General features: G+C 35.1%; 24 protein-coding genes. 18 read left to right on the top strand and 6 right to left on the bottom strand.

The window, feature by feature from the left end; genetic code table 11:
* The first annotated feature begins 10 nt into the window (after positions 1 to 10).
* The 6 genes from EKM77_RS02475 (at position 11) to recD2 (ending at position 6,557) form a co-directional block, all read left to right on the top strand.
* The gene (locus EKM77_RS02475) at positions 11 to 1,159 is read left to right on the top strand and encodes a cysteine desulfurase family protein (RefSeq protein ID WP_125592294.1); all 1,149 of its coding nucleotides are present in this window, start codon (positions 11 to 13) and stop codon (positions 1,157 to 1,159) included.
* 47 nt (positions 1,160 to 1,206) lie between these two features.
* A complete protein-coding gene (locus EKM77_RS02470) occupies positions 1,207 to 1,542 on the top strand; it encodes a hypothetical protein (RefSeq protein WP_125592292.1) in 336 nt (111 codons plus the stop codon).
* Positions 1,543 to 1,552: 10 nt separating this feature from the next.
* The gene (mnmA, locus tag EKM77_RS02465; RefSeq protein ID WP_164507692.1) at positions 1,553 to 2,671 is read left to right on the top strand and encodes a tRNA 2-thiouridine(34) synthase MnmA; all 1,119 of its coding nucleotides are present in this window, start codon (positions 1,553 to 1,555) and stop codon (positions 2,669 to 2,671) included.
* Between the two features lie 184 nt (positions 2,672 to 2,855).
* A complete protein-coding gene (locus tag EKM77_RS02460; protein ID WP_164507707.1) occupies positions 2,856 to 3,509 on the top strand; it encodes a histidine phosphatase family protein in 654 nt (217 codons plus the stop codon).
* An 8-nt stretch (positions 3,510 to 3,517) separates the two neighbouring features.
* Entirely contained in the window at positions 3,518 to 4,186 is a 669-nt protein-coding gene (locus EKM77_RS02455) for a tetratricopeptide repeat protein (protein ID WP_125592286.1), read from the top strand.
* A complete protein-coding gene (recD2, locus tag EKM77_RS02450) occupies positions 4,173 to 6,557 on the top strand; it encodes an SF1B family DNA helicase RecD2 (RefSeq protein WP_125592284.1) in 2,385 nt (794 codons plus the stop codon). The genes EKM77_RS02455 and recD2 overlap by 14 nt, the downstream gene beginning before the upstream one ends.
* A 52-nt stretch (positions 6,558 to 6,609) precedes the next feature.
* On the opposite strand, the gene EKM77_RS02445 is transcribed toward recD2, so the two are convergent.
* Both EKM77_RS02445 and EKM77_RS02440 read right to left on the bottom strand, forming a co-directional pair.
* Positions 6,610 to 7,335: a GntR family transcriptional regulator gene (locus EKM77_RS02445; RefSeq protein ID WP_125592283.1), complete on the bottom strand. Its 726-nt coding sequence runs from the start codon at positions 7,333 to 7,335 to the stop codon at positions 6,610 to 6,612.
* A gap of 15 nt (positions 7,336 to 7,350) precedes the next feature.
* Complete coding sequence (locus tag EKM77_RS02440; protein ID WP_125592281.1) at positions 7,351 to 8,586, bottom strand: alpha-L-fucosidase; 1,236 nt, start codon at positions 8,584 to 8,586, stop codon at positions 7,351 to 7,353.
* Positions 8,587 to 8,801: 215 nt separating this feature from the next.
* Between EKM77_RS02440 and EKM77_RS02435 the strand changes: the two genes are divergently transcribed.
* The 3 genes from EKM77_RS02435 to EKM77_RS02425 are packed head-to-tail and all read left to right on the top strand — an operon-like array spanning position 8,802 to position 11,294.
* Positions 8,802 to 9,704, top strand: a complete 903-nt coding sequence (locus EKM77_RS02435; protein WP_125592279.1) for a PTS mannose/fructose/sorbose transporter subunit IIAB — start codon at positions 8,802 to 8,804, stop codon at positions 9,702 to 9,704.
* Positions 9,705 to 9,706: 2 nt separating this feature from the next.
* Positions 9,707 to 10,507 (top strand): PTS mannose/fructose/sorbose/N-acetylgalactosamine transporter subunit IIC, encoded by an 801-nt coding sequence (locus EKM77_RS02430; protein WP_125592277.1) that lies wholly within the window; start codon positions 9,707 to 9,709, stop codon positions 10,505 to 10,507.
* Entirely contained in the window at positions 10,482 to 11,294 is an 813-nt protein-coding gene (locus EKM77_RS02425; protein ID WP_125592275.1) for a PTS system mannose/fructose/sorbose family transporter subunit IID, read from the top strand. Before EKM77_RS02430 ends, EKM77_RS02425 begins: the two co-directional genes overlap by 26 nt.
* Positions 11,295 to 11,348: 54 nt before the next feature.
* Here EKM77_RS02425 and EKM77_RS02420 read toward each other — a convergent pair whose 3' ends face one another.
* The 4 genes from EKM77_RS02420 to def all read right to left on the bottom strand — a co-directional run bounded on the left by EKM77_RS02420 (position 11,349) and on the right by def (position 14,939).
* Complete coding sequence (locus tag EKM77_RS02420) at positions 11,349 to 12,296, bottom strand: diacylglycerol/lipid kinase family protein (RefSeq protein WP_125592273.1); 948 nt, start codon at positions 12,294 to 12,296, stop codon at positions 11,349 to 11,351.
* A 43-nt stretch (positions 12,297 to 12,339) separates the two neighbouring features.
* A complete protein-coding gene (gene rnjA, locus EKM77_RS02415) occupies positions 12,340 to 14,028 on the bottom strand; it encodes a ribonuclease J1 (protein WP_125592271.1) in 1,689 nt (562 codons plus the stop codon).
* A 3-nt stretch (positions 14,029 to 14,031) separates the two neighbouring features.
* Complete coding sequence (locus EKM77_RS02410) at positions 14,032 to 14,244, bottom strand: DNA-directed RNA polymerase subunit epsilon (RefSeq protein ID WP_125592269.1); 213 nt, start codon at positions 14,242 to 14,244, stop codon at positions 14,032 to 14,034.
* A 134-nt stretch (positions 14,245 to 14,378) separates the two neighbouring features.
* On the bottom strand, positions 14,379 to 14,939 hold the full coding sequence (def, locus tag EKM77_RS02405; protein ID WP_125592268.1) for a peptide deformylase: 561 nt from the start codon (positions 14,937 to 14,939) through the stop codon (positions 14,379 to 14,381).
* 657 nt (positions 14,940 to 15,596) lie between these two features.
* Here def and EKM77_RS02400 point away from each other — a divergent pair.
* The 9 genes from EKM77_RS02400 (at position 15,597) to EKM77_RS02360 (ending at position 23,990) form a co-directional block, all read left to right on the top strand.
* Positions 15,597 to 16,022: a CidA/LrgA family protein gene (locus EKM77_RS02400; RefSeq protein WP_125592266.1), complete on the top strand. Its 426-nt coding sequence runs from the start codon at positions 15,597 to 15,599 to the stop codon at positions 16,020 to 16,022.
* A 2-nt stretch (positions 16,023 to 16,024) separates the two neighbouring features.
* Positions 16,025 to 16,771, top strand: coding sequence for an LrgB family protein (locus EKM77_RS02395; RefSeq protein ID WP_125592264.1), 747 nt, complete (start codon positions 16,025 to 16,027; stop codon positions 16,769 to 16,771).
* A 21-nt stretch (positions 16,772 to 16,792) separates the two neighbouring features.
* Complete coding sequence (locus EKM77_RS02390; RefSeq protein WP_125592262.1) at positions 16,793 to 17,791, top strand: D-2-hydroxyacid dehydrogenase; 999 nt, start codon at positions 16,793 to 16,795, stop codon at positions 17,789 to 17,791.
* 152 nt (positions 17,792 to 17,943) lie between these two features.
* Complete coding sequence (pdhA, locus tag EKM77_RS02385; RefSeq protein WP_125592260.1) at positions 17,944 to 19,044, top strand: pyruvate dehydrogenase (acetyl-transferring) E1 component subunit alpha; 1,101 nt, start codon at positions 17,944 to 17,946, stop codon at positions 19,042 to 19,044.
* 2 nt (positions 19,045 to 19,046) lie between these two features.
* Complete coding sequence (locus tag EKM77_RS02380; RefSeq protein WP_125592258.1) at positions 19,047 to 20,024, top strand: alpha-ketoacid dehydrogenase subunit beta; 978 nt, start codon at positions 19,047 to 19,049, stop codon at positions 20,022 to 20,024.
* Between the two features lie 43 nt (positions 20,025 to 20,067).
* Positions 20,068 to 21,354 carry a 2-oxo acid dehydrogenase subunit E2 gene (locus tag EKM77_RS02375; RefSeq protein WP_125592256.1) on the top strand — a complete coding sequence of 429 codons (1,287 nt, stop codon included), beginning with the start codon at positions 20,068 to 20,070 and terminating at the stop codon, positions 21,352 to 21,354.
* 7 nt (positions 21,355 to 21,361) lie between these two features.
* Positions 21,362 to 22,789: a dihydrolipoyl dehydrogenase gene (gene lpdA, locus EKM77_RS02370; RefSeq protein WP_125592254.1), complete on the top strand. Its 1,428-nt coding sequence runs from the start codon at positions 21,362 to 21,364 to the stop codon at positions 22,787 to 22,789.
* 147 nt (positions 22,790 to 22,936) lie between these two features.
* Positions 22,937 to 23,230 (top strand): UPF0223 family protein, encoded by a 294-nt coding sequence (locus EKM77_RS02365; protein WP_125592252.1) that lies wholly within the window; start codon positions 22,937 to 22,939, stop codon positions 23,228 to 23,230.
* A complete protein-coding gene (locus EKM77_RS02360; RefSeq protein WP_125592250.1) occupies positions 23,214 to 23,990 on the top strand; it encodes an inositol monophosphatase family protein in 777 nt (258 codons plus the stop codon). The genes EKM77_RS02365 and EKM77_RS02360 overlap by 17 nt, the downstream gene beginning before the upstream one ends.
* Positions 23,991 to 24,060 lie beyond the last annotated feature (70 nt).

The raw sequence follows: 24,060 nt of genomic DNA, 5'->3' as shown, positions 1-24,060 counted from the left end.
GATTTTTAAATTGGAGTTTACTTATTTAGATAATGCTGCCACGACACCAATGGCAAAAGAGGTCGTTGATGTTATTTCTGAACAAATGGCAAATAATTTTGGTAATGCTTCGGCTACTAATTATTTCGGTCGTCAAGCACGTAAAGTATTAGATGAAAGTCGTCATACTATTGCCCAAAGTATTAATGCTAAAGATTCGGAAATTGTTTTTACAAGCGGTGGTACTGAAAGTGACAATACTGCAGTTATTGAAACTGCTTTATCACGTCAAAATCTAGGTAAACATATTATTACTACGGCAATTGAGCATGAGGCGATTCTTAAACCTATGAAGTATTTGGAGTCTTTAGGTTTTAAAATCACTTATTTGAAACCTAATGGATGTGGTGAAGTTACAGCTGATCAAGTTAAAGATGCTCTGACAGATGATACTATCTTAGTCTCAATTATGTATGGGAATAACGAAGTTGGTTCAAAGAATCCAATTAAAGAAATAGGCGAGTTATTGCAAGATCATCAAGCCTTTTTCCATACTGATGCTGTTCAAGCATATGGACAAGAAATAATCGATGTTAAAGATCAACATATTGATATGATGTCAACTTCGGCTCATAAGATAAATGGTCCCAAATTCATTGGCTTTTTGTATATTAATGACGAAATTCAGATCCCTTCTTTCATTAAAGGAGGGGATCAAGAAACTAAACGTCGTGCTGGAACTGAAAATGTTCCGGCTATCGCTGGATTTGCCAAAGCAGTAGAACTTATTACTCCTGAGATAAAAAAGAAGCGCCGTGAGCGTTATTTTGGCTTTAAACAACATATTCAAGCTATTTTAAAAGATAATAATATTAAATTTGAAATTAACGGACCAAAAGACATTAATGCTTTGAACCATGTGTTTAATCTCTATTTACCGGGGATTGACCGTGGAGTGTTACTGACAAGATTAGATTTAGAATATTTTGCTGTTTCTGGTGGTTCTGCTTGTACTGCTGGAAGTCTTGAACCTTCACATGTTCTTCTTGCTATGTTTGGGAAAGATAGCCCCAAAATAGATGATTCGATCAGGATCAGTTTTGGTAAAGACAATACTGATGAAGAGATCGTTAATTTCTCCAATAAGTTAGTTTCAATAGTTAAAGACTTGACTAATTAGTTGAGTTTCTTCAAACTTAATTTAACTGAGTTTAGGAGGTTATTACTATGAGTACAAAAGCACAAATTTTAGGAGATACTGACTTTTATGAAATCAGTCCTGAAATAAAAAAATACGCACTATTAGATGTTGGTTTTCAAGAGACTAAACAAGGTAACTTCCGACTTGAACGTCCAATTAATGGTGATTCACCATATGATGCCCGTTACTTCTTGAAAGTTACAATTAGTAAAGATTTTAGTAATCTTAAAATGTCAACAACAGATAAGAGTGGATTACATAGTTTAAATATTTTTAAATCGAAAAATACAACTCAAGAAATTGAGGATTTTAGATATTTAATGAAGTTTTTAATAGAAAAAAATATTTTAGTTAAGAGATAGAGGGTTTATTATGGATAATACAAAAAAGCGCGTTGTTGTTGGAATGAGTGGAGGAGTGGACTCATCAGTTAGTGCTCTTTTGTTGAAACAACAAGGTTATGAGGTTATTGGTGTCTTTATGAAGAATTGGGATGACACTGATGATTCTGGTGTATGTACTGCCACAGAGGATTATGAGGATGTTGCTAAGGTTGCCAATAAGATTGGTATTCCTTATTACTCAGTTAATTTTGAAAAAGAATATTGGAATCGTGTTTTTGAATATTTCCTAGCAGAGTATCGTAAGGGAAGAACACCAAATCCAGATGTTATGTGCAACAAAGAGGTTAAGTTTAAGGCATTCTTAGATTACGCTGAGAAGTTGAATGCCGACTATATTGCAATGGGTCACTATGCACAGAGCTTCCGTGATGATAACGGTGTTGTTCACTTGCTTCGTGGTGGAGATGCTAACAAGGACCAAACTTACTTCTTAAGTACAGTACAACAGCATCAATTACAAAAGGCTTTGTTCCCAATCGGTGGAATGCAAAAGTCTGAAGTACGTCGTATTGCTGAAGAGGCTGGTCTTTCAACTGCCAAGAAGAAGGACTCAACTGGTGTTTGTTTCATCGGTGAGAGAAACTTCAGAAAGTTCCTTGGTGAGTTTTTACCTGCCCAAGCTGGTACAATGATGACACCAGATGGTGAAGTTAAAGGTAAGCATGCTGGTTTGATGTATTACACAATTGGCCAAAGATCAGGACTTGGTATTGGTGGAAATGGTAAGTCTAACGAGCCATGGTTTGTTGTTGGTAAGGATATGTCCAAGAACATTCTCTATGTGGATCAAGGATATGATAATCCAAGATTATATGCTGATCATTTGGAAGCATCTGATTTATCATTTATTACTGGTTTAGATTACGGTGATGAATTCCATAGCACTGCTAAGTTTAGATATCGTCAACAAGATGTAGGCGTTACAGTACACGTTTTGGATGATGGTAAGGTAGCTGTTGACTTCGATAATCCTGTACGTGCAATTACACCAGGACAAGAAGTTGTTTTCTACGATGGTGAAGAGTGTCTAGGTGGCGCAACTATCGATGCAGCATATATGAAGGAAAAGAAGTTACAATATATTTAGTTTTTTAAGGTAACAGAGCGTGAAATAAATAATAATCGTAATACACAAGAGAATGTGACTTTCGTCGCATCCTCTTTTTTTATAGAAAAAAGTTTTCACGACTTTTCCATAGAATTGTCCAAAACTTGAAAATAGAATCGTAAATCATCATAATAGTAAGTAATTAACTTTATAGGGTGAATAAATTATGGAACTATATTTTGTCAGACATGGAAAAACAGAATGGAATTTAGAAGGTAAATATCAAGGTGGTCATGGAGATTCACCTTTGTTGCCAGAAAGTTTAGAAGATATTAAGTTACTTTCAAAGAGATTAGATGGAGTAAATCTTTCTAATGCCTATACAAGCCCACTACCACGAGCAAAAACTACCGCTGAAACATTGATAAATGATATGAAACAATCAGTTAAGTTAACGGTTGTCGATGATTTGAGAGAATTTGATTTAGGAATTATGGAAGGTCAAAAATTTGTCAAATTGGAAAGAGAAATTCCAGAAGTCATTCATGCATTTAGGTATGAACCTAAAGATTATGATTCTAGTCTAATTAAAGGCGAATCTTTTGAGGAAGTAGCTGAAAGAACGACTACAGCAGTAAAAAAAATTGTAGCTGAAAATGATCCTAACTCATCAATTTTAATTGTTAGCCATGGTGCCGCTTTAGTGACACTTATTCAATCATTATTAGGGACTAAAATTGCTGACATAAGAAAAGATGGCGGATTATCAAACACAAGTCTGACACACTTAAAATATAGTAATAACGAGTTCAAACTTATTAAATGGAATGAGACAGGGTACTTACATAAGAAATTGGAAAGTACCGATACTATCTGAGGTATTCAATGGATAAAAAAGCAGAAAAATTATTTAGTAATGGTGAGAAGGAAAAAGCCATCAAAACCCTTGTTGATGAACTAAATAATGATCATCAACAATTAGATAAAATTTTACAACTTTCAGCTTATTTGGTAGAAGTTGGTGACTTAGAGCAAGCTGAAGAATTACTTACTAAGGCATTAACTTTATTTAACGATAATAAGGATATTAGATATAATTTAGGAAATGTTTATTTTTTGGCTAATAAATATGACAAATCTAATGAAATTTTCTCAAACTTAATTCAGGATAATTACGGTTTTGAAGCTTACTTTATGGAAGCTAAGACTTTAAATGAACAAGGGAAACGTCAATTAGCCATTGTTTATGCGCTGACGGCAGTTGAAAAAGCACCTAAAGATTTGGCCTCACTTGAATTAATGGCAGATTTATTACTAGCTAACGGTAATTTCTCAGAAGCACAAAATTATTATCAAAAAGCTATTAAAATCGAAAAAAAAGCAAAATATTATCTCAATATTGCCCTTTGCGCTATGAATTTAAAGGCAGACTATCAACAATATTTAAATAAAGCTAAAGAGATCGATCCTAAGTATTTTGCTGAAAATGAAAAGAAATTATCAAATTTACAAAAATATTTAACAGAAACAGGAGATAGCAATGGCAGACGATAAAGAGTATTTTGTTGGAACTGTCAAAGCTATTTTTTTTGAGAATCCTGAAAATCTTTTCAAAATATTTACTATTAAAATTAAAAAAACCAATACTAAATGGGATGGTCAAGATATTGTTGTAACTGGTAGTTTTGGCAATATTTCTGAAGAAGAAGAATATAAATTTGAAGGCCACATGGTCGATCATCCAAAGTATGGTAAACAATTTCAAGCCGAGACCTATCAGCATAGCCGACCTAGTGGTAAAAAAGAATTGATCAGTTTCTTTTCTAGTGATGAGTTTCCAGGTATTGGAAAGAAAAAAGCTGAGAAAATCGTTGATACTCTTGGTGAAAATGCCATTGATAAAATTTTGCAAGATCCCAATGCCCTTGATTTTCTTAAATTAGGTGAAGAAAAAACTAATTTGATCGTCGAACAAATTTCCAAAAATCATCAATCAGAACAAGTTTTATATCAGTTAAGCAATTTCGGCTTTGGTAATACATTGAGTGCTAGGATCTATCAAAAATATGGTGCCAATACTTTAGAAAAAATAACTGAAGATCCTTATAGACTAGTAACTGATATCAAGGGAGTCGGATTTAAACGTGCTGATGAGTTAGCTCGTAATTTAAATATTCCACTAGATGATCCTAGGAGAATAAAGGGTGCACTTATTCAATTAGTAACGTTGCTGAATAATTCTACCGGCGATACATTGATTGAAAAAGACGATTTATTCAAACGAGCTATGGCAATTTTACGTTCAGATAATAAGTTGGATGAATTGAAGAATAAAATCGAGGATGGCCTAAAATCTTTAGTCAATGATGGTCTTTTAATATCTGAAGAAGGTAAAGTTTATGATAAATCATTGTTTGATGCCGAATGGTCGATCGCGCAATCTTTAAAAATGATTACTGATACTTATAAAGATGTAGAGTGGAGCAACCATCAATTCTCCAAAGAATTAAGAAAAATTGAAAAATCTTTTGAAGTTGAGTACGATCCTTCTCAAGAAAAGGCCATCAAAGAATCTTTAACACATTCAGTATTCTTACTAACCGGTGGTCCGGGAACTGGGAAAACGACGATTATCAATGGTATTGTGGCCGCATATGCAAAATTAAATGATGAAACACTGGATCCAAGTTCTGATGATTATGCAATTGCTCTAGCAGCACCAACTGGGCGAGCAGCTAAACATATGGGTGAATCAACCGGTTTGCCTGCTATGACGATCCATCGATTACTAGGGTTAACTGGAACCGAAGATGATGAGTTTGCTGAACCAACTTTGAATTGTAAATTATTGATAATTGATGAGATGTCGATGGTCGACACAAAGCTATTTAAGACTTTGATCGATGCAGTTCAACCAGGAACCCAAGTTGTTTTAGTTGGTGATAAGGATCAGCTTCCATCGGTTGGACCTGGCCAAATATTTTCTGACTTAATTAATAGTCAAATATTTTCGACCGTAATTTTGAAAGATATTCATCGGCAAGATGAAGATTCTACCATTATTCAATTGGCCCATGATATTAATGAGGGTCTGATCACTGATGAAGTTTTTCAGAATCGTTCTGATCGTAGTTTTATTGAATGCAGTAGTAAAAATGTGCCTGAAGTTTTGTCGCAAATCGTTAGCAAGTCAAGTGACCGTGGCTTTGATATTTCTGACGTTCAAGTTTTAGCACCAATGTATCGTGGTGTTGCGGGGATCGATAATTTGAATGCAGTGATTCAAAATGTGGTTAATCCTATGGCAGAAAAGCGTAAAGAAGTTTTGATGGGAAATATCCACTATCGAATCAATGATAAAGTTGTTTATTTAGTCAATACTCCTGAAGATAATGTCTTCAATGGCGAAATCGGTAAAATTATCGGAATTATTTTATCCAAGGAAAATACGGATCATGTTGATCAATTAGTAATCGATTTTGATGGCAATGAAGTGACTTTAGACCGCAAAGATTGGACGAATATCGCATTGGCTTATTGTACGTCGATCCATAAAGCTCAAGGTTCTGAATTTGAAATGGTAATTCTACCATTAGTAAATGAAGAGTCACGCATGTTGCGTCGTAATTTGCTTTATACAGCGATTACACGTTCTAAGAGGTTACTGATCATGGTTGGTAATAGAACGGCATTTGAGCGCTCTATAACAGATGAATCTGCCGAAAGAAAAACTAACCTTAAAAATCGTTTATTTACAGCATTTAAAGTAAAACCTAAAGAAGTAGTAAAAGAGGAGCCAGATCAAGAAATTGAACCTGATTCTTATCGATTAACATTAGATATGGTTATGAATAATTCAATTGATCCAATGATAGGGATGGAGAATATTACTCCGTTTGACTTTATTGAAAAAAATAAGAAGTAAAAAAGAGTCCAACAAAACATACTCAAAAACTGAGTGTATTTTGTTGGACTCTTTATATATTACTTCCGAAAACGGAATCTGTTTGGTAACCCCAATAGGCGGGATCCTTATACGTATAGGCAAATTCGAGCATAGAACCTTTAACGTTAGGTAAGTACGTCCTTCTCCTTTGATACATAAAAAGTGGATATTTTTTATTATTAAAATAATTTAAAATATTTTGATTATCTAATAATTCCACTGTATTTTTTTGTGTATATGACAGCTTGTAAGGATCAATTCCAGAATCTTCGCGAATCCTCTGGTAGACAGAATCGAAATTATGTAAATCAATAAGTGCGTCTTTTGATATGTAATTGGGATTAATAAAATTAACTGTGTATTGGACTACTTCATCGCCAATATAGCGCAGACGCTTGATTTCAAAATAATTAGAATCTGGATCGAGCTTTAATATCTCTTGGATCTTTGGGTCACTATTTTCTTGGGCAGAAAGAACTTTGACACCCTCAGTATTACCGTTAGCCATATTTAGATCGGTTAGCAAAACAACACTGCGGTGGTTTTCTTTAGCAACAAAAGTTCCTTTACCTTTAATACGAGTGACCTTATTTTTTTGCTGCAAATCATTAAGAACTTTGACAGCTGTGGTAGAGCTGACATCAAAACGTTTGCAAATATCTGATTCACTATAAAATTTATCACCTTGATTAAAAGAACCGTGATTAAGTTCATCGGTTAGGATTTCAATAATTTCCTGATATTTAGGTGTGAGCAATTAGATACCCCCTGATTAGAATTCAACTTTTGCCACACGGACAATTAAGTCAGTTCCATACTTAAAACCAGTAGCATTAATAGTTAGCATATCATTATTTTGAATGAAACTTAACTCTTCTTGATTATCTAACCAGGAAATATTTTTAATATTATGAGAAATTCCAGTAAATGAACGCGGATTTATGCCTTCACCACCCAAAACGACGTTGGAATTGCCAACTATTTTCAAGTTAAAGATGAATAGGTACAAGTTTTTACCATCAAATAAAGCAAAATCTTTCAGACCATCACCAGGTTTAATTTCAGTTGGGCGAGCTTTATAGATAGCTTGACCATTATTTTGCATCCAAAGACCGATCATTTTCATGTATTCTTTTGAAATTGTCGGTATTGAGCCAGTACCGGTCAAACCAATATTAACTAAAATGTTGGCTCCAATATTTCTAGCATGACAAATATTTTCGATGATTTCTCTAGGTGATTTAAAGTTAATATCTGCTTTAGCGTAACCCCAATGCTGATTTAGTGTTAATGACATTTCCCCAGCAACGTATTTTTGGTCGGCATCACCGTGATTAATGGAATCAGGAGTACCACGTTCGTAAGTTACAGCATCTATTTCTGGATTAATGATTTTTCCACGATTTTTAAGTCCAGTGTTATTAATGATCATTGCTTCGGGCTGATATTTACGAATAGTTCCATAAAGTTCATCTAATTTCCAATCAGCATCTTTCTTATTCCAGTTTCCATCAAACCAAAATCCACCAATTGGTCCGTAATTTTTAGAAAGTATTTCCACTGACTTTCTTAAATATTCTAAGTATTTGTTGAAATCTGTTTCATAAAGAGGGTTATGCCAATCGTAAGTTGCCATATATAGAAACGGCTTAATATCGTATTTATTGCAGGTATCAACAAATTCTTTGATCAAATCTCTTTTGGCAGCACTGTGAACTGCGTCAAAATTACTCAAACCTTTACTATCATATAAGAAGAATCCTTCATGATGTTTTGAAGTTAAAACAATGTATTTAGCACCCATATTTTTAGCTTGTTTTACAATTTTTTCAGCATCAAAATTTTTAGCAGTAAAAGTATCTGCTAATTTTTCATATTTAGTTTTATCGATTCCATGAATAAATTCCGTCCATTCACCTTGTTCTAATTGAGAATAAAGTCCCCAATGAATAAATAGACCTAATCCTAAATCCTCATAGTTCTTGATTCTTTTTAAAGGAACATTCATTTTGGTCCTCCTTTGTTGAGTGGGTTACTCAATTTAGTACCAAGTTAACACATTAGGGGTTATTAGTTCAAGAGTTAACAATTTGTTAATTTCCTTGATTAATCAATGTTTTAATGTTTTTTAAGAAATATTGTAATCGATTACTTAATGTGCTAGACTAGCTTCGAAATAAGTTGATGTATTAAGTTTAAAATTTGAGACGGTGGTGAGAAGTAATGTACGTATTATCAAGTCATGGAAACTATGCAAAGGAGACTTTAAAGAGTTGCGAGATGATAACTGGTGAACTATCCGATTTTGCAGTAATTTCCTTCCATGATCCTATGGGTGTTGATGATGTTGTAAATGAATACGAAAAATTATATAAAGATAATTCTTCAGATACATTTTATATAATCACTGACATAAAAAATGGAACTCCAGCAAATGCAGCAATGCTATTTAAAGATAAGCATGAAAATATCAAAGTATTTTCTGGATTGTCATTAAGTTTAGTTTTGACCATTGCAACTGGAACTCCAATTCAAGAAGCAATAAAAGAGAACCGAAAGGTTATGGGGGAAATAAATCCTGAAACTAACAGTTCTTCAAAATTGGATGATAGTAATATCGATACAACTTCAACAAAAGATCCAATTGTAAATATTAGGGTGGATGCTCGTCTGATCCATGGACAAGTTGCAACAATGTGGACTAGAAAATTGAATGCAACGAGAATAATGGTTATTGATAATGAAATTGTAAAAAGTGACGTTCAAAAGATGACCTTGAAAACTGCCGTTCCTCGAGGCGTACATTTGAGCATATTGACTAGTCAAGGTGCTGCTAAGAGATTAAAAGATAAAAAGTATCAAGGTCAAAGAGTATTTATTCTAGTAAGAGATCCTAAAGTTTTGCAAGACTTAGTTGAACAAGGTGTTACCTTAAAGTCGATTAACGTCGGTAATATGTCAATGGCAGAAAACGCAAGACAAATTGCTAAGAGTGTTGCTGTCACTGATGATGATCAAAAAGTCTTTGAATATTTAGCAAGTCAAAATGTTGATCTATATCATCAGATGGTTCCAAATGATAATAAACAGGAATTTATGAATTTATTGAAAAAGGGGCGTAAATAATCATGACAATAGTTTGGTGGCAAATATTACTATTAACGGCCTTAGCGTTTTGGATGATTATTGATCAAATTACGGTTGGTATTTTATGTAATTATCCATTACTAATTGGTTTTGTTGCCGGAATAATTATGGGCGATATTAAAACCGGCTTGGTGGTCGGTGCTACATTGCAGTTGATGGTTTTAGGTGTTGGTACTTATGGTGGTGCAAGTATGCCGGATTTCATGACTGGTGCAATTATTGGTACAGCCTATGCGGTTATGACAGGTAAAGGAATTGATTTTGCCATAGGTTTAGCCGTACCAGTTGGATTGTTGATGGTTCAATTGGATGTTTTAGCACGTTTTATCAATACATTCTTCTTGCATCGTGTTGATAAATATATTTCAGAAGGTGACACTAAACATGTTGCTAGAAACATTGTTTATGGTGTATTCCCATGGGGATTATCTAGAGCAATCCCAGTTTTCATTATGTTGATAGTAGGTAATAATGTTGTTTTAAAAATAGTTGAATGGATGCCAAAGTGGCTTTCAAATGGTTTGACTGTTGCTGGAGGTATTTTACCAGTTGTTGGTATTGCTATTTTGTTGAGATTTTTACCAACAAAGAAGTTTATTGCATACTTGATCGTCGGATTTATCGCTGCAGCATACTTAAAGATACCAATGTTAGGTGTGGCTTTATTAGGTCTTGCATTAGCAATTATGTATTACAAACAAAGCGATAATAACAATAACGATAAGTCACAATCTCAAGATGATGGAGGCGTGGAAAATGAACTCGGCGAATACGAAAACTAAGATCACTAAAAAAGATCTTTTTAAAGCAAATTGGCGTTGGCTCTGGTCCAGCCAAATTTGTTGGAATTATGAAAGAATGATGTCAACAGGATATCTTTATACTGTTTTACCTACATTAAAGAAACTATATCCAGACGATAAAGATTTAATTGAAATGATGAAGATGCACAATCAGTTCTTCAATACTAATGCCTACGTTGGTGGTTTTATTGTCGGAATGGATATGGCGATCGAAGAGAAAAAGGGTGTAAAATCCAAAGATACAGTTGCCGGCTTGAAAACTGGTTTAATGGGACCATTTGCCGGTGTCGGAGATACGATCGTCGGAGTTATTTTACCAACAATTTTCGGTTCAATTGGTGCTTATATGGGATTAAAAGGTAATCCTATTGGTGCAATTATTTGGTTACTAGTTAACTTCGCAGTTTTATTTTTAAGATTTACTTTATTACCTTTAGGGTATTCTCAAGGTGAAAAGTTGATCTATGCTGCTGGTGATAAGTTAAATCGTATTACAGATGCAGCCATCCTTCTAGGTGTAACAGTCGTTGGTGCCTTGATACCAACGGTTGTTTCAGCAAAAGTTCCCTTAGTCTTTCAAAGCGGAAAAGTTGTTTTGAAAGCTCAATCTGTTTTAAATCAAATTATGCCATCGTTGGTTCCAGTTCTATTAGTTGCTCTTTGTTATTGGCTTTTAGGAAAGAAAAAGATGAACTCAACACGTTTGATCATCTGTGTCTTAATCGGCGGAATAATTCTTGGTGGATTTGGTATTTTAAGTAAATAGCGGATAAAAAATAATCCGATACTTTTTAATAAGTATCGGATTATTTTTTGTCTGCTATTCAACTGGTAACCAGAAGGGATGCGATGAAACCTCAAAATTAATTTCAAATTCTTGTGGGGTTAATTCTTCACCATCCATTTGACCATATTCATCATGTAAACTACTTAAAGTAAACTCTTTTTCTTGAATATGCCAAACATTTTCATCTTGTAAATGCGATCCGTCAGTTAACAATTTACTGAATAGTTTAACAAATGTACGTCCTTTTATTTTATTGACAACAACTAAGTCTAATTTACCGTCAAAAGGAGTAGCGATGGGATCAATCGCAATGCCACCGCCAAAATAGGGATGATTAGTTGCTGAAACAATATATGCTTGATCAAACTTTTTAATTCCATCTTTTGTAGTTACTGTAAGTGGAAAAGCACCTTGTTCTTTGATGACTTTTATCAAACTAGATACATAGGCCAATGTACCTAATTTAAGTTTATTGAGAAAGTCTTTTCTTTTAGAATGATTGGTTGTATAAACCGTATTAGCATCTAAGCCGATCCCAATATTATTTACAAAATATTTTGTTTGATCTGGGAAAATTGCTCTGCCAATATCGATTTGACGAGGATTTTCCATTGATAAAATACTTTGCAATAATACGATCGGTTTAATGTGATTAATTTTAATACCTCGGCTAAAATCATTTCCAGAACCTGCTGGGATATATGCTAGAGGAGTATCAGGATTTTTAGAGAGCTTAACGCCATTAACCGATTGATTTAAGGTTCCATCTCCGCCTAAAACAAGTATTTTAGTTTGTTTTTCGATTGAATCAGCCAAATCTTTGGCAATTCTAACTCCATCACCGTTTTTTTGAGTAGTGTGGATTTGAAAATCAATTTCGTTTTTTTTCAAGAATTTTTTAACAGTTTTCCAAATTCTGATTGATTCGCCATTTCCGGCTCTGCGATTTAAAATTATTTCCAATTTTGCTATTTTTGTCATAATAAACCCCTTAAAAAATAAAAAAGCAGATCAATTGATCTGCTTAAATAGAAGTGGAAATTATCATTGGTAAAATCACAGGATTTCTAGCTGTACGTTTATATAGAAACTCTTGTAATCCCTCAATTATAATTCGTTTCAATGATGCTTCTGTAACTTTTTCCTCGCCATCAAAGGCACTTTTAATTAAATGGAAAACACGTTTTTGTGCTTGATTGATTAACTCACCTGATTCACGCATATAAACAAAACCACGTGATAAAATATCAGGTCCTGCAAGAACGATATGCTTTTGATAGTCAATTGTTGCAACGACCACAACCATTCCCTCTTCAGAAAGCACTTGTCGATCGTGAATAACTACATTCCCAATATCGCCAACACCTTTACCATCGACATAAACATCTCCAGCAGGGAAGTGACCAGCAACATGGGCAGAATCTTTAGTTAATGCTAAAACATCGCCGTTTTCTAGTAGGAAAGAGTGATCCATTGGCACATCACATAAAGCAGCTAATTCTGTATGGATCTTTAACATTCTGTATTCACCGTGAATTGGCATAAAGAACTTTGGCTTCATTAAACGAAGCATTAATTCTTGTTCAGTTTGACCACCATGACCTGAAGCATGGATATTATTTACTTTACCGTGAATAACTTCTGCTCCAGCTTCAGACAATTGGTTGATCAAGTGGTTAACACTGATCGTATTACCAGGGATGGGGTTACTTGAAAAGATAACTGTATCACCAGGTTGAATACTTATCTGTCTGTGAGTTCCATTAGCAATTCTACTTAAAGCAGCCAATGGTTCTCCTTGTGATCCAGTACATAAAATCAAAGTCTCATTTGCGGGAGTTTGATTCAATTCATGAGGATCGATGATCATTTCATCAGGTATATTTAGATAACCTAATTCACGACCATTAGCAATTGCTGACTCCATACTTCGTCCGAAAACAGCAATTTTTCTACCTTGTTGCATTGCTGCATCAACAGCTTGAGAAACACGATAAATATTAGAGGCAAAGGTAGCGAAGATAATTCTTCCTTCAATTGTTTCAAATATTTGATGTATTGTTAGTCCAACTGATCTTTCAGATTTAGAAAATGTTGGTATTTCGGCATTTGTACTATCGGATAGTAGGCATAAAACACCATCTTGTCCCAATTGTGCCATTTTCTGCAAATTAGGTGCAGGTAAACCGGCAACTGGTGTTAAGTCAAATTTGAAGTCACCAGTTTCTACAATTGTACCTTGAGGCGTATGAACAGCAACACCTAAAGTATCAGGGATAGAGTGAGTTGTTCTGAAGAATGAAACACTAGTTTTAGGAAATTTAATAACTGTATCTTCTTCAATGGGATACATCTTGGTAGTTCTGAGTAAACCATGTTCTTCAAGTTTACCTTTTATTAAAGCACAGGCTAATGGACCAGCGTATATAGGAATATTAGGTAATTTTTGAAGTAAGAATGGGATACCACCAATGTGGTCTTCGTGACCATGGGTAATGAATAGACCTTTGATCTTGTCTTGATTTTGAACAAGATAGCTGTAATCGGAAATTACGTAGTCAATTCCTAGTAAGTCATCTTCTGGAAACTTTATTCCGGCATCGATCACGATCAATTCATCTTGATATTGGACGCCGTACATATTTTTACCAATTTCGCCAAGGCCCCCGATGGCAAAAACGGCAACTTCATTATTTTTAACTTTAAAAGACATTAATTAAAACTCCGTAAGCTTGTATGAAGGGTCTTTTTGTTCGTATTCCAAATGTTTTTCATCAAGCTCCTGAATAAATTCAATGTGATATTTTGTGTTCTTTTCAACTGCTTCACGAACCTCGATACTTGAGTCAGCATCTACATAGAGTGACTTAGTAAATTCACGACGGGGGTTATCTAGTTCGCTTTCTTGGTATAAAACTTTATAAATCAAATTATTTTCTCCTTTTAATAATTATTAACGAAACAGGTCAGCTTCGTTTATTCATTTCTTGTCCATTAAACGTGCAATAATACAGATGACACAAGTTTAACATATAAAAGTTATCAAGTATACAAAACGAGATTCTATGAAATTACCACTGTACTTGGATCAAGTTCGAATGGTTCTTTCTTGTCGATCTTATCGTAGTATAGGTGACCGTTTAAATGATCTATCTCGTGTTGACAAACAATAGCAGGGTAATCTCTGACACGAAGAGTTTGAGAATTGCCATCAAAGTCATCATATTTAATAGTGATCCTGTCAGAACGTGGCACAAATCCAGGAACGTCTTTATCAACTGAAAGGCAACCTTCACCTTCAGATAAAGCGGCATTTTGAACTGAATTTCTAATGATAACAGGGTTTATCAATGTGATCTTAAGTTGTGGCTTATCTGATCCGTCTTCTGCGGGGACTAAAACAGATGCCATCATTTTTGAGACCCCGACTTGTGGTGCAGCAAGGCCGACACCGGCACGTAATTGATGTTTCTCAGCAATTTTTTCATCTTGACTATTAACTAAGTATTCCATCATGTCGTCGGCGAGTTTTTTATCTTCATCACTCAAAGGGAATTCAACCTTTTGGGATACCTTTCTTAATACAGGGTCTCCATCTCGAACAATGTCTTTCATTAAATACATAATTTCCTCCAGATATTTAGATTTGAGTTATATCAGCACTATCTATTATAAATTATTTTACGTTAAAAAATGAAATATAACCTAAATTACTTCACAAAAATATTCTGATCAGTAAAACTTCTGGGATTATTGACTATTTATTACAAAATATCGTTGAGATGAATTGTCATTTTTTTGAAATTAATTTTTCAAGTTTGATCTTCAAATTTTCTGAAATAACTAATTAAGGAATTTTTTTAATTAATCTCAATCGTGAAATGTTTATAGATGTTTAACTGAGGAAAAATCAATAATTCATCAATCTGTTAAAATAAAAAATTTTTGATATAAATAGAGTCTTTTTAATAGTGATATCAAGGGTTTTTGAATACTTTTGATTTGAGATTATTGTTCTATTGATATAGCGATATATAAAATAATTTTGAACATTTTTTCAAATATTGAACAAAAAAATGATAATTGTGAATCAAATAATTATCGATGCTTTTTCAAATTATTGTTATTAAAGGAAATTTAGGCTAATTTGAAGATAATTTATAAATTTAAGCTGTCAAATGTGATGAAATTAACTTAGTTGTCAACCCTTCAAGAAACGTGATAAGATTAGCTCGCACACCGATGTAACCGTTTTCAGCATAGCTAAAGGGGAATATACTTATGAACAAAACTGAGAAAGAACGGATTATCGAGGAGGAGCAAAAAGACGCTTCTCCAGTAATAATTCAGCTCGGAATTTTTGCTGCGGTATTGTTTGTATCTAATATTTTGTCACTAATAATGCCCAAGGCTTTTCCAGTACCTGTGCCAGTATGGGGCTTGATAATTCTATATGTGCTTTTGACAACTCATGTGGTTAAACTGCATCAAGTTGAAAAGCTGTCCGGATTTTTGATCGGGATAATTGGAGTTTTCTTTGTCCCATCTGGTATTCAGATGTACAAGAGTTTGGATTTAATTAAGGAGGATGGACTCACTTTATTCATTGCGATTATTGCTTCAACGATTGTATTACTGATAACTGTGACTTTTACTACACGACTTTTTATTTCTATTAGTAAAAAAATTAGAAACAGGAGGAAATGATTATGCAGTTCATCAATAATACTTTCTTTGGAATATTTGTTTCAGTGGTTGTTTATTTAATAGGTCTTTATTTGTTTAATCGATTTAATAACTTTTTTTTGTTTCAACCACTTTTTGTCGGAATGGTTTTAGGGATTTTCGTCCTTTGGGTTTTGGAACAAACTATGGGAGTTTCTTCTACTATAATCTATGATGCTTTTTGGCATGGAGGAAAAGATAACTTCATTGGCGCTAATCTTTTATTTTGGTTCTTAGGTCCAGCAACGATTTCATTCGCGATTCCACTTTATAAACGAAATGATATCGTTAAGGACTATTGGGTCGAAATCCTGCTTTCTTTAATAGTAGGATTATTCATTAGTTTAATCATTATTTACTTTATATGTAGAGCTTTAAACTTAAGTGATTCAGTAATTGCTTCATTATTACCACAATCAGCAACAACAGCTATTGCATTACCACTATCAACAGGTATTGGCGGAATACCCGCCATTACTGCTATGACGGTAATCTTAAATTCGGTGATTGTATTGGCAATAGGGGATCAGATAGTCAAGTGGCTGAAACTTGATGCTGATCCGATCGGTGTTGGATTAGGTTTAGGTACTTCTGGACATACAATCGGTTCCGCTAAAGCTGTAAAGCTTGGTTCCATAGAAGGAGCAATGGCTTCAATTGCGGTCATTGTTGTTGGAATTGTAACCAATATTGTTGTTCCATTATTTGCACGATTGATCGGTTTAAAATAATTCTTTTAAGGAGAGATTGTTATGAAACTTATTGACTACGGTGTAAGAGAAGATGAAATGCAATATATTAAAGATTGGTCAAAGGAAAACGATATTGAAGTTAAAATCGTAACCGACCTTTTGACAGCGGAAACGATTGAAGCCGCTAAAGGATTTGATGGGGTAGTTGCTTATCAACAACTTCCATATGATCCAATCATTTTCGATAAAATGAATGAATATGGAATTCATGTTATTTCATTGAGAAATGTTGGTACTGATAATTTACCTATGGACGCACTTATTAAAAATAATATACGACTAACGAATGTTCCAAGTTATTCACCAGAGGCAATTGCAGAATATTCGGTAACAGGTTTGATGGCTCTATTGAGAAATATGAAATCTATGATCAGAAAAGTAGATAATCATGACTTTAGATGGGCCCCAGATATTGGAAGAGAACTAAATTCACTTACTGTAGGTGTTGCTGGTACCGGTAGAATTGGCCGCGCAGCGATTAAAATTTATCAAGGATTTGGCGCAAAATTGATTGCTTATGATAAATTTCACAATCCAGATATAGAAAAACAAGGACTATACGTTGATAGTCTAGATGAACTACTAAAGAATTCCGACGTGGTAACGTTACATCTGCCTAGTCTTGGTAAAGGCAATACGGTTATCAATAAAGATACAATTTCAGAAATGAAAGATGGTGCCATTGTAGTCAATACTGGTCGCGGAGACTTGATTAAGACAAAAGACTTATATGATGCAGTAGAAAGCGGGAAATTAGCTGGATCTGTGCTTGATGTTTACGAAAACGAAGTTGGAATTTTCAATAGTGATCTTTCCAACAGTGAACTTAATGACGATCTTCTAAAAGCAATGATCGATCATCCAAAATTCATCATTACACCACATATAGCCTTTTACACTACTAGAGCGGTAAAGAACATGGCTACGATCTCTCTTGATTCAATGGTAGAAGAGTTGGAAACAGGTACCTCAAAAAATGAAATAAATATAGCAAAATAGTTAATTCATTCACAAAGTAATTACAGAAATTTTTATTGAAAGCGGTTAAAAAACCCTTGTTTTTTTCATAATCAATGATAGTATAAAGAGTGTGAAAGCCCTTTCAATGCAGGTTGGACGGGTGAGTTTCTTTAATGAAAGGACTGTAGAGAATGGCAAACAAACCGATTGTTGACTTTGAAACTATTAAAAAAGATTTATCAAATACTCCAAAGCCAATACAAGTTTTAAATGAAAACGCTGAAATTGTGGATCAAAAGGTATTTGATTCATTTTCAGATGATGACTTAGTAGAATTTATGAAGAAAATGGTTTGGGAACGTGCATTGCATGAACAAACTATGAACTTCTCACGTCAAGGACGTATGGGATTCTACGCACCAACAGAAGGAGAGGAAGCTTCTGAAATGGGTACTGTTTTGGCAATGAAGAAACAAGATTACTTATTGCCAGCATATCGTGATATTCCTCAATTAATTCAACATGGTGCTACTGTTACAGAAGCATATCTTTGGTCAAGAGGACATGTTGTAGGTAACAAATATGAAGCACGTGCTATGATGCCACAAATCATTATTGGTGCTGCTTATAATGAAGCAGCTGGTGTTGCATTAGGTCTTAAGAAGAACGGTGAAGATGCTATTGCATTCACATATACTGGTGATGGCGGTACTTCTCAAGGTGATAGTTATGAAGGTATGAACTTCGCAGGTGCTTATCAAGCTCCAGCATTGTTCATCGTTCAAAATAATGGCTTTGCCATTTCAACACCTCGTAAGAAACAAACTGCTGCTCCAACATTGGCACAAAAAGCAGTTGCTGCTGGTATTCCTAGTGTACAAGTTGATGGTATGGATATCTTAGCTTGCTACAAGGTTGCTCAAGCTGCTCGTGAATATATCACAGCCGGTAATGGACCAGTTATGATCGAAACATTAACATATCGTTACGGTGCTCACTCAAGTGCTGGTGATGATCCTAAGCGTTACAGAACTGAAGAAGAGACAAAACCTTGGTTCGATAAGGATCCATTAATTCGTTTAAGAAAAGTTCTTGAAGACAAAGGTCTATGGTCAGATGAGGACGAAGAAAAACTTGTTGATGAATATAAGTCATCATTCAAGGACGCTATCAAGGAAGCCGATGCAGTTGAACCAGATACAGTATCAGCTATGTTGAAACGTACATTTGAGGTTCCAACTCCAGAAATTAAAGCTGAAATTGCAAAATTTGAAGAAAAGGAGTCGAAGTAACGATGGCAAAGAAAACCTATATTAAAGCAATTACTGACGCACTTGACATTGTCTTGGATGAAGATCCAAAGACATTAATCTTCGGTGAAGATGTTGGTAAAAACGGTGGTGTATTTAGAACTACACAAGGCCTACAAGAAAAATATGGCGAAGATCGTGTCTTCGATACTCCATTGGCCGAATCAGGTATTTTAGGTATGGCAACTGGTCTAGGTGTTACTGGCTGGCGTCCAATTCCTGAAATCCAATTTATGGGATTCTCATTTGAAGCTGTTGACCAAATTGTTGGACAACAAGCTAGAATGCGCTTCCGTTTTGACGGCAAACAAACTTCACCAGTTACGATCCGTACACCTTATGGTGGTGGTACACATACTGCTGAAATGCACGCTGATAACTTGGAAAACTACTTTACAGGTACACCAGGTCTACGTGTTGTTATGCCAAGTAATCCATACGATGCTAAAGGACTATTGATTTCATCTGTTGAAAACAATGACCCTGTTCTATTTATGGAAAACCTTAAGTTATATCGTTCAATGAAGGATGATATTCCTGATGGCAAGTATACAGTTCCATTAGACAAAGCTAACGTTTCACGCGAAGGTACAGATATTACTATTGTTGCCTATGGTGCTGAAGTAAATGAAGCACTTAAAGTTGCTGATAAATTAGCTGAAGAAAAAATCTCTGTTGAAGTTATTGATTTAAGAACTGTTTCACCTATTGATACTGAAACAATTTTCAAATCACTTGAAAAGACACACAAAGTTGTAGTTGTACAAGAAGCTCAAAAGATGGCTGGTGTTGGAGCACAAGTTGCTTCAGCTATTTCAGAAGATGCCATTATGTCTCTTGATGCACCTATTGGTAGAGTTGCCGCTCCAAACAGTGTATATCCATTTGCTCAATCCGAAGATATTTGGATTCCAGGCGAAGAGGAAATCGAAGCAAAAGTAAGAGAAATCTTAAATTATTAATAAAACTACTAATAATAGGTAATTGAAGGGAAGGATTCTAGCCATGGCATTTAAATTTAAGCTACCAGAACTAGGCGAAGGAATGGCCGAAGGTGAAGTCGCTAGCTGGCTTGTTAAAGAAGGAGACACAGTTAAAGAAGATGATTCTTTAGTTGAAATCCAAAATGATAAGTCTGTTGAGGAACTACCATCACCAGTCTCAGGTACTGTTAAACAAATCGTTGCTCAAGAAGGACAAACTGTAGAAATTGGTGATACATTGATCATTATTGATGATGGATCAGCTGATACAGGTGACGACGAAGAAGCTCCAGCTGCATCAGATGATGCTAAAGCTGATGCACCAGCAGAAGAAGCAGCTCCAGCTGCAGCCCCTGCTAAAGAAGCAACAGGATCAGCCAATAATGACTATCTTGCAATGCCATCAGTACGTCAATTGGCTCGTGATAAGGGTGTTGATCTATCACAAGTTACACCAACTGGTGACCATGGACAAATTACAAAAGCTGACGTTGAAGGATTTAACGGTGCAGCCGCAGCTCCTGCAGAAGCAGCACCAGCTAAAGCCGCTGCAGCACCAGCCGCAGAAGCTACAGCAATCAGACCTTACAAGTCAGATAATCCAGAATTAGAAACACGTGAAAAGATGACTATGACTAGAAAAGCCATTGCTAAGGCAATGTCAAATTCTAAACATAGAACTCCACACGTTACAAGTTTCGATGATGTTGAAGTTTCAGCACTTATGGCTAACCGTAAGAAATATAAGGCAGTTGCTGCTGATAAAGATATCAAGTTAACATTCTTGCCATATATTGTTAAAGCTTTAGTTGCTGTTATGAAGGAATATCCTGAATTTAACGCTTCTATTGACGATACAACTGAGGAAATTGTTTACAAGCATTACTTTAATGTTGGTATTGCTACAAATACAGATCATGGTTTGTATGTACCTAATATTAAAAATGCAGATTCTAAGGGAATGTTTGAAATTGCCAAGGAAATCTCAGAAAATACACAAGCCGCATATGATAACAAATTGAATGCTAAGTCAATGTCTGGTGGTTCAATTACTATCAGTAACGTTGGTTCAATCGGTGGTGGTTGGTTTACACCAGTTATTAATCAACCTGAAAGTGCTATTTTGGGTGTTGGTAAGATTGCTAACGAACCTTACGTTGATGAAGATGGAAACATCCAAGTTGGTAAGATGTTGAAGCTTTCATTAAGTTATGATCATAGACTAATTGATGGCGCATTGGCACAAAATGCCTTGAACCTCATGAAGAAATTATTGCATGAACCAGATATGCTACTAATGGAGGGCTAGTTTAAAAATGGCAGAGAATGTTGTAGAAAAAGATACTGTTATCATTGGTTCAGGACCTGGTGGATATGTTGCCGCTATTCGTGCCGCTGAATTGGGACAATCAGTAACCGTTATTGAAAAATCAGATACAGTCGGCGGAGTTTGTTTGAATGTTGGATGTGTTCCATCAAAGGCTTTAATTACAGCTGGACACAGACTACAACAAGCTAAACATGCCGAAACATATGGTATTACAACTAAAGAAGCTACAATCGACTTCACAAAGACACAAGCTTGGAAAGACGAAAAAGTTGTTGCTCGTATGACAAGTGGTGTTAACATGCTTTTGAAGAAGCACAAGGTTGAATTGATTCAAGGAGAAGCATACTTGGACAACGATACACAACTACGTATCATGCCTGCTGGCCCTCGTCAATTTATGGACAATGGTGGCGGACAAACTATCAAGTTCAAGAATTTGATCCTTGCTACTGGTAGCCGTCCTGTTGAAATCAAAGGATTCAAGTTTGAAGACAGAATCATTGACTCAACTGGTGGTTTGAACCTTAAACAAGTTCCTAAGGAACTTGTAATCATCGGTGGTGGATATGTTGGTACTGAATTGGCTGGAGCATATGCTGATTTAGGTGCACATGTTACTATCCTTGAAGGTACACCACAAATCATTCCTAACTTTGAAAAAGATATGGTTTCAGTTGTTAAGAAGAACCTTGAAAAGAAAGGCGTTACAATTATTAATAACGCTATGGCTAAGAAGGGTGAAAACGCTAAAGACAACGTTACTGTAACTTATGAAGTTGATGGTAAAGAAGAAAAAGTTGTTGCAGATTACTGTATGGTAACTGTTGGACGTCGTCCTAATACTGATAACTTTGGTCTTGAAATGACATCTGTTAAGACTACTGATCGTGGACTTATTGAAGTTGACGAACAAGGTCGTACAAATGTTCCTAACATTTATGCTATTGGTGATATTGTTCCTGGTCCAGCTTTGGCTCATAAGGCATTCTTTGAAGCTAAAACTGCTGCAGGTGCTATCTCTGGAAAGAATACTGCTAATGACTTTATCGGTGTTCCAGCTGTCTGCTTTACAGACCCAGAATTAGCAAGTGTTGGTTTGACACAAGCTGAAGCTAAAGATAAAGGTATTGAAGTTTCATCAGCTAAATTCCCATTTGCTGGTAATGCTCGTGCCGTATCACTAGATGCTCCAGAAGGATTTGTAAGATTAATTGCTAAGAAAGATACAGGTACACTTATCGGTGCACAAATCGTTGGACCAGGTGCCAGTGACTTGATTTCTGAATTAAGTGTTGCTGTTAACTGTCAATTGAATGCCGAGGATATTGCCTTGACAATTCATCCACATCCAACTTTGGGTGAACCAATTCAAGAAGCAGCTGATATTCTTATTGGTTATCCTACACATATCTAATTAAATGTGAATAAAAAGATCAGAAATTCCAATTAAGGAATCTCTGGTCTTTTTTGGGTTACACTTCTTTTGAAATTGAGACATAGGTGATGCACTTGTGTCACTTTTTTTGTATAGTATAGTAAATGGTTGAAAAGGGGAATACTAATGCATGAAAACTATAGTTATCCATTAGACGAAGATTGGAATAATAATGAAATAATTACGGTTATGGCACTATACAATGCTGTTGAGGCGGCCTATGAGCATGGTATTAAACGAGAAACTTTTTTGGATAAATATCGATCATTTCAACAGGTGGTACCAATGAAGATGGAACAAAAACGTCTTGATCATGAATTTGAAACCGAATCAGGATACTCCATTTATAAAGTATTTAAACAAAGTAAATCTACACCTGAAAATCAGAAAGTAAGGGTTAAATATGAAAATAGATATTAAAGAGATGGATGAATACTTAGTAAAGCTTCTTCGGACTGTTGGTGATAATTTGGTGGTAGATTCCGCGAAAGATAAGTCAGTCGATACAAAAAGTAGTCGTATAGATCTAGTTACTAATTTTGATAAATCAACCGAAAAATGGTTAGTCGGTGAAATTAAGAAAAAATATCCTGATTCAACGATTGTCAGTGAAGAAGGCTATGGCGATGTTGTTAACGATATGTCAGGATTAGTTTTCTTTGTGGACCCAATTGATGGTACAATGAACTTTGTGAAACGACGCGATGATTTTGCCTCAATGATAGGTGTTTATCTTGATGGCAAACCGTTTCTAGGCGCAATAATTGATGTCGTTAAAAGCGAAATCTATCATGGCGGACCCGATTATGGAATTTTTAGAAATGAAGAAGAAGTAACTAGTCCCAAAAATCAGTCATTACCAGAAGGTTTAGTTGATATAAGCTGGCCTATGGTCATGGCGGATAAATTTAATTCTCAAGCTGTTGTTAAGAAAAGTAGCGGGTTAAGAATATATGGTAGTGCAGGAATTATTTTTGAACATTTGATCTTTGGTAGAGAAGTTCTATATATGTCTTATTTGGCGCCTTGGGATTTAGCAGCAGGTCGTGTACTATGCGAAAGTCTAGGTTTAGAGGTCGCAACTATTGACGATAGCCCCGTAAATATGCTAAAATCACAAGTCGTAATAGTTGGTACCAAGAAAGTTATTTCAGAGGTACTAAGGACAGTTAAAAAATAATAACTGAAACTGTGAATTACTATCACAGTTTTTTTATTGCAAGTAATCCAGTCGCATTATTATTTGATGG

This window comes from Companilactobacillus baiquanensis (assembly GCF_003946605.1).
In the GTDB taxonomy this organism is placed as follows: domain Bacteria; phylum Bacillota; class Bacilli; order Lactobacillales; family Lactobacillaceae; genus Companilactobacillus; species Companilactobacillus baiquanensis.
This window is presented reverse-complemented; position numbering and strand designations above follow the sequence as displayed.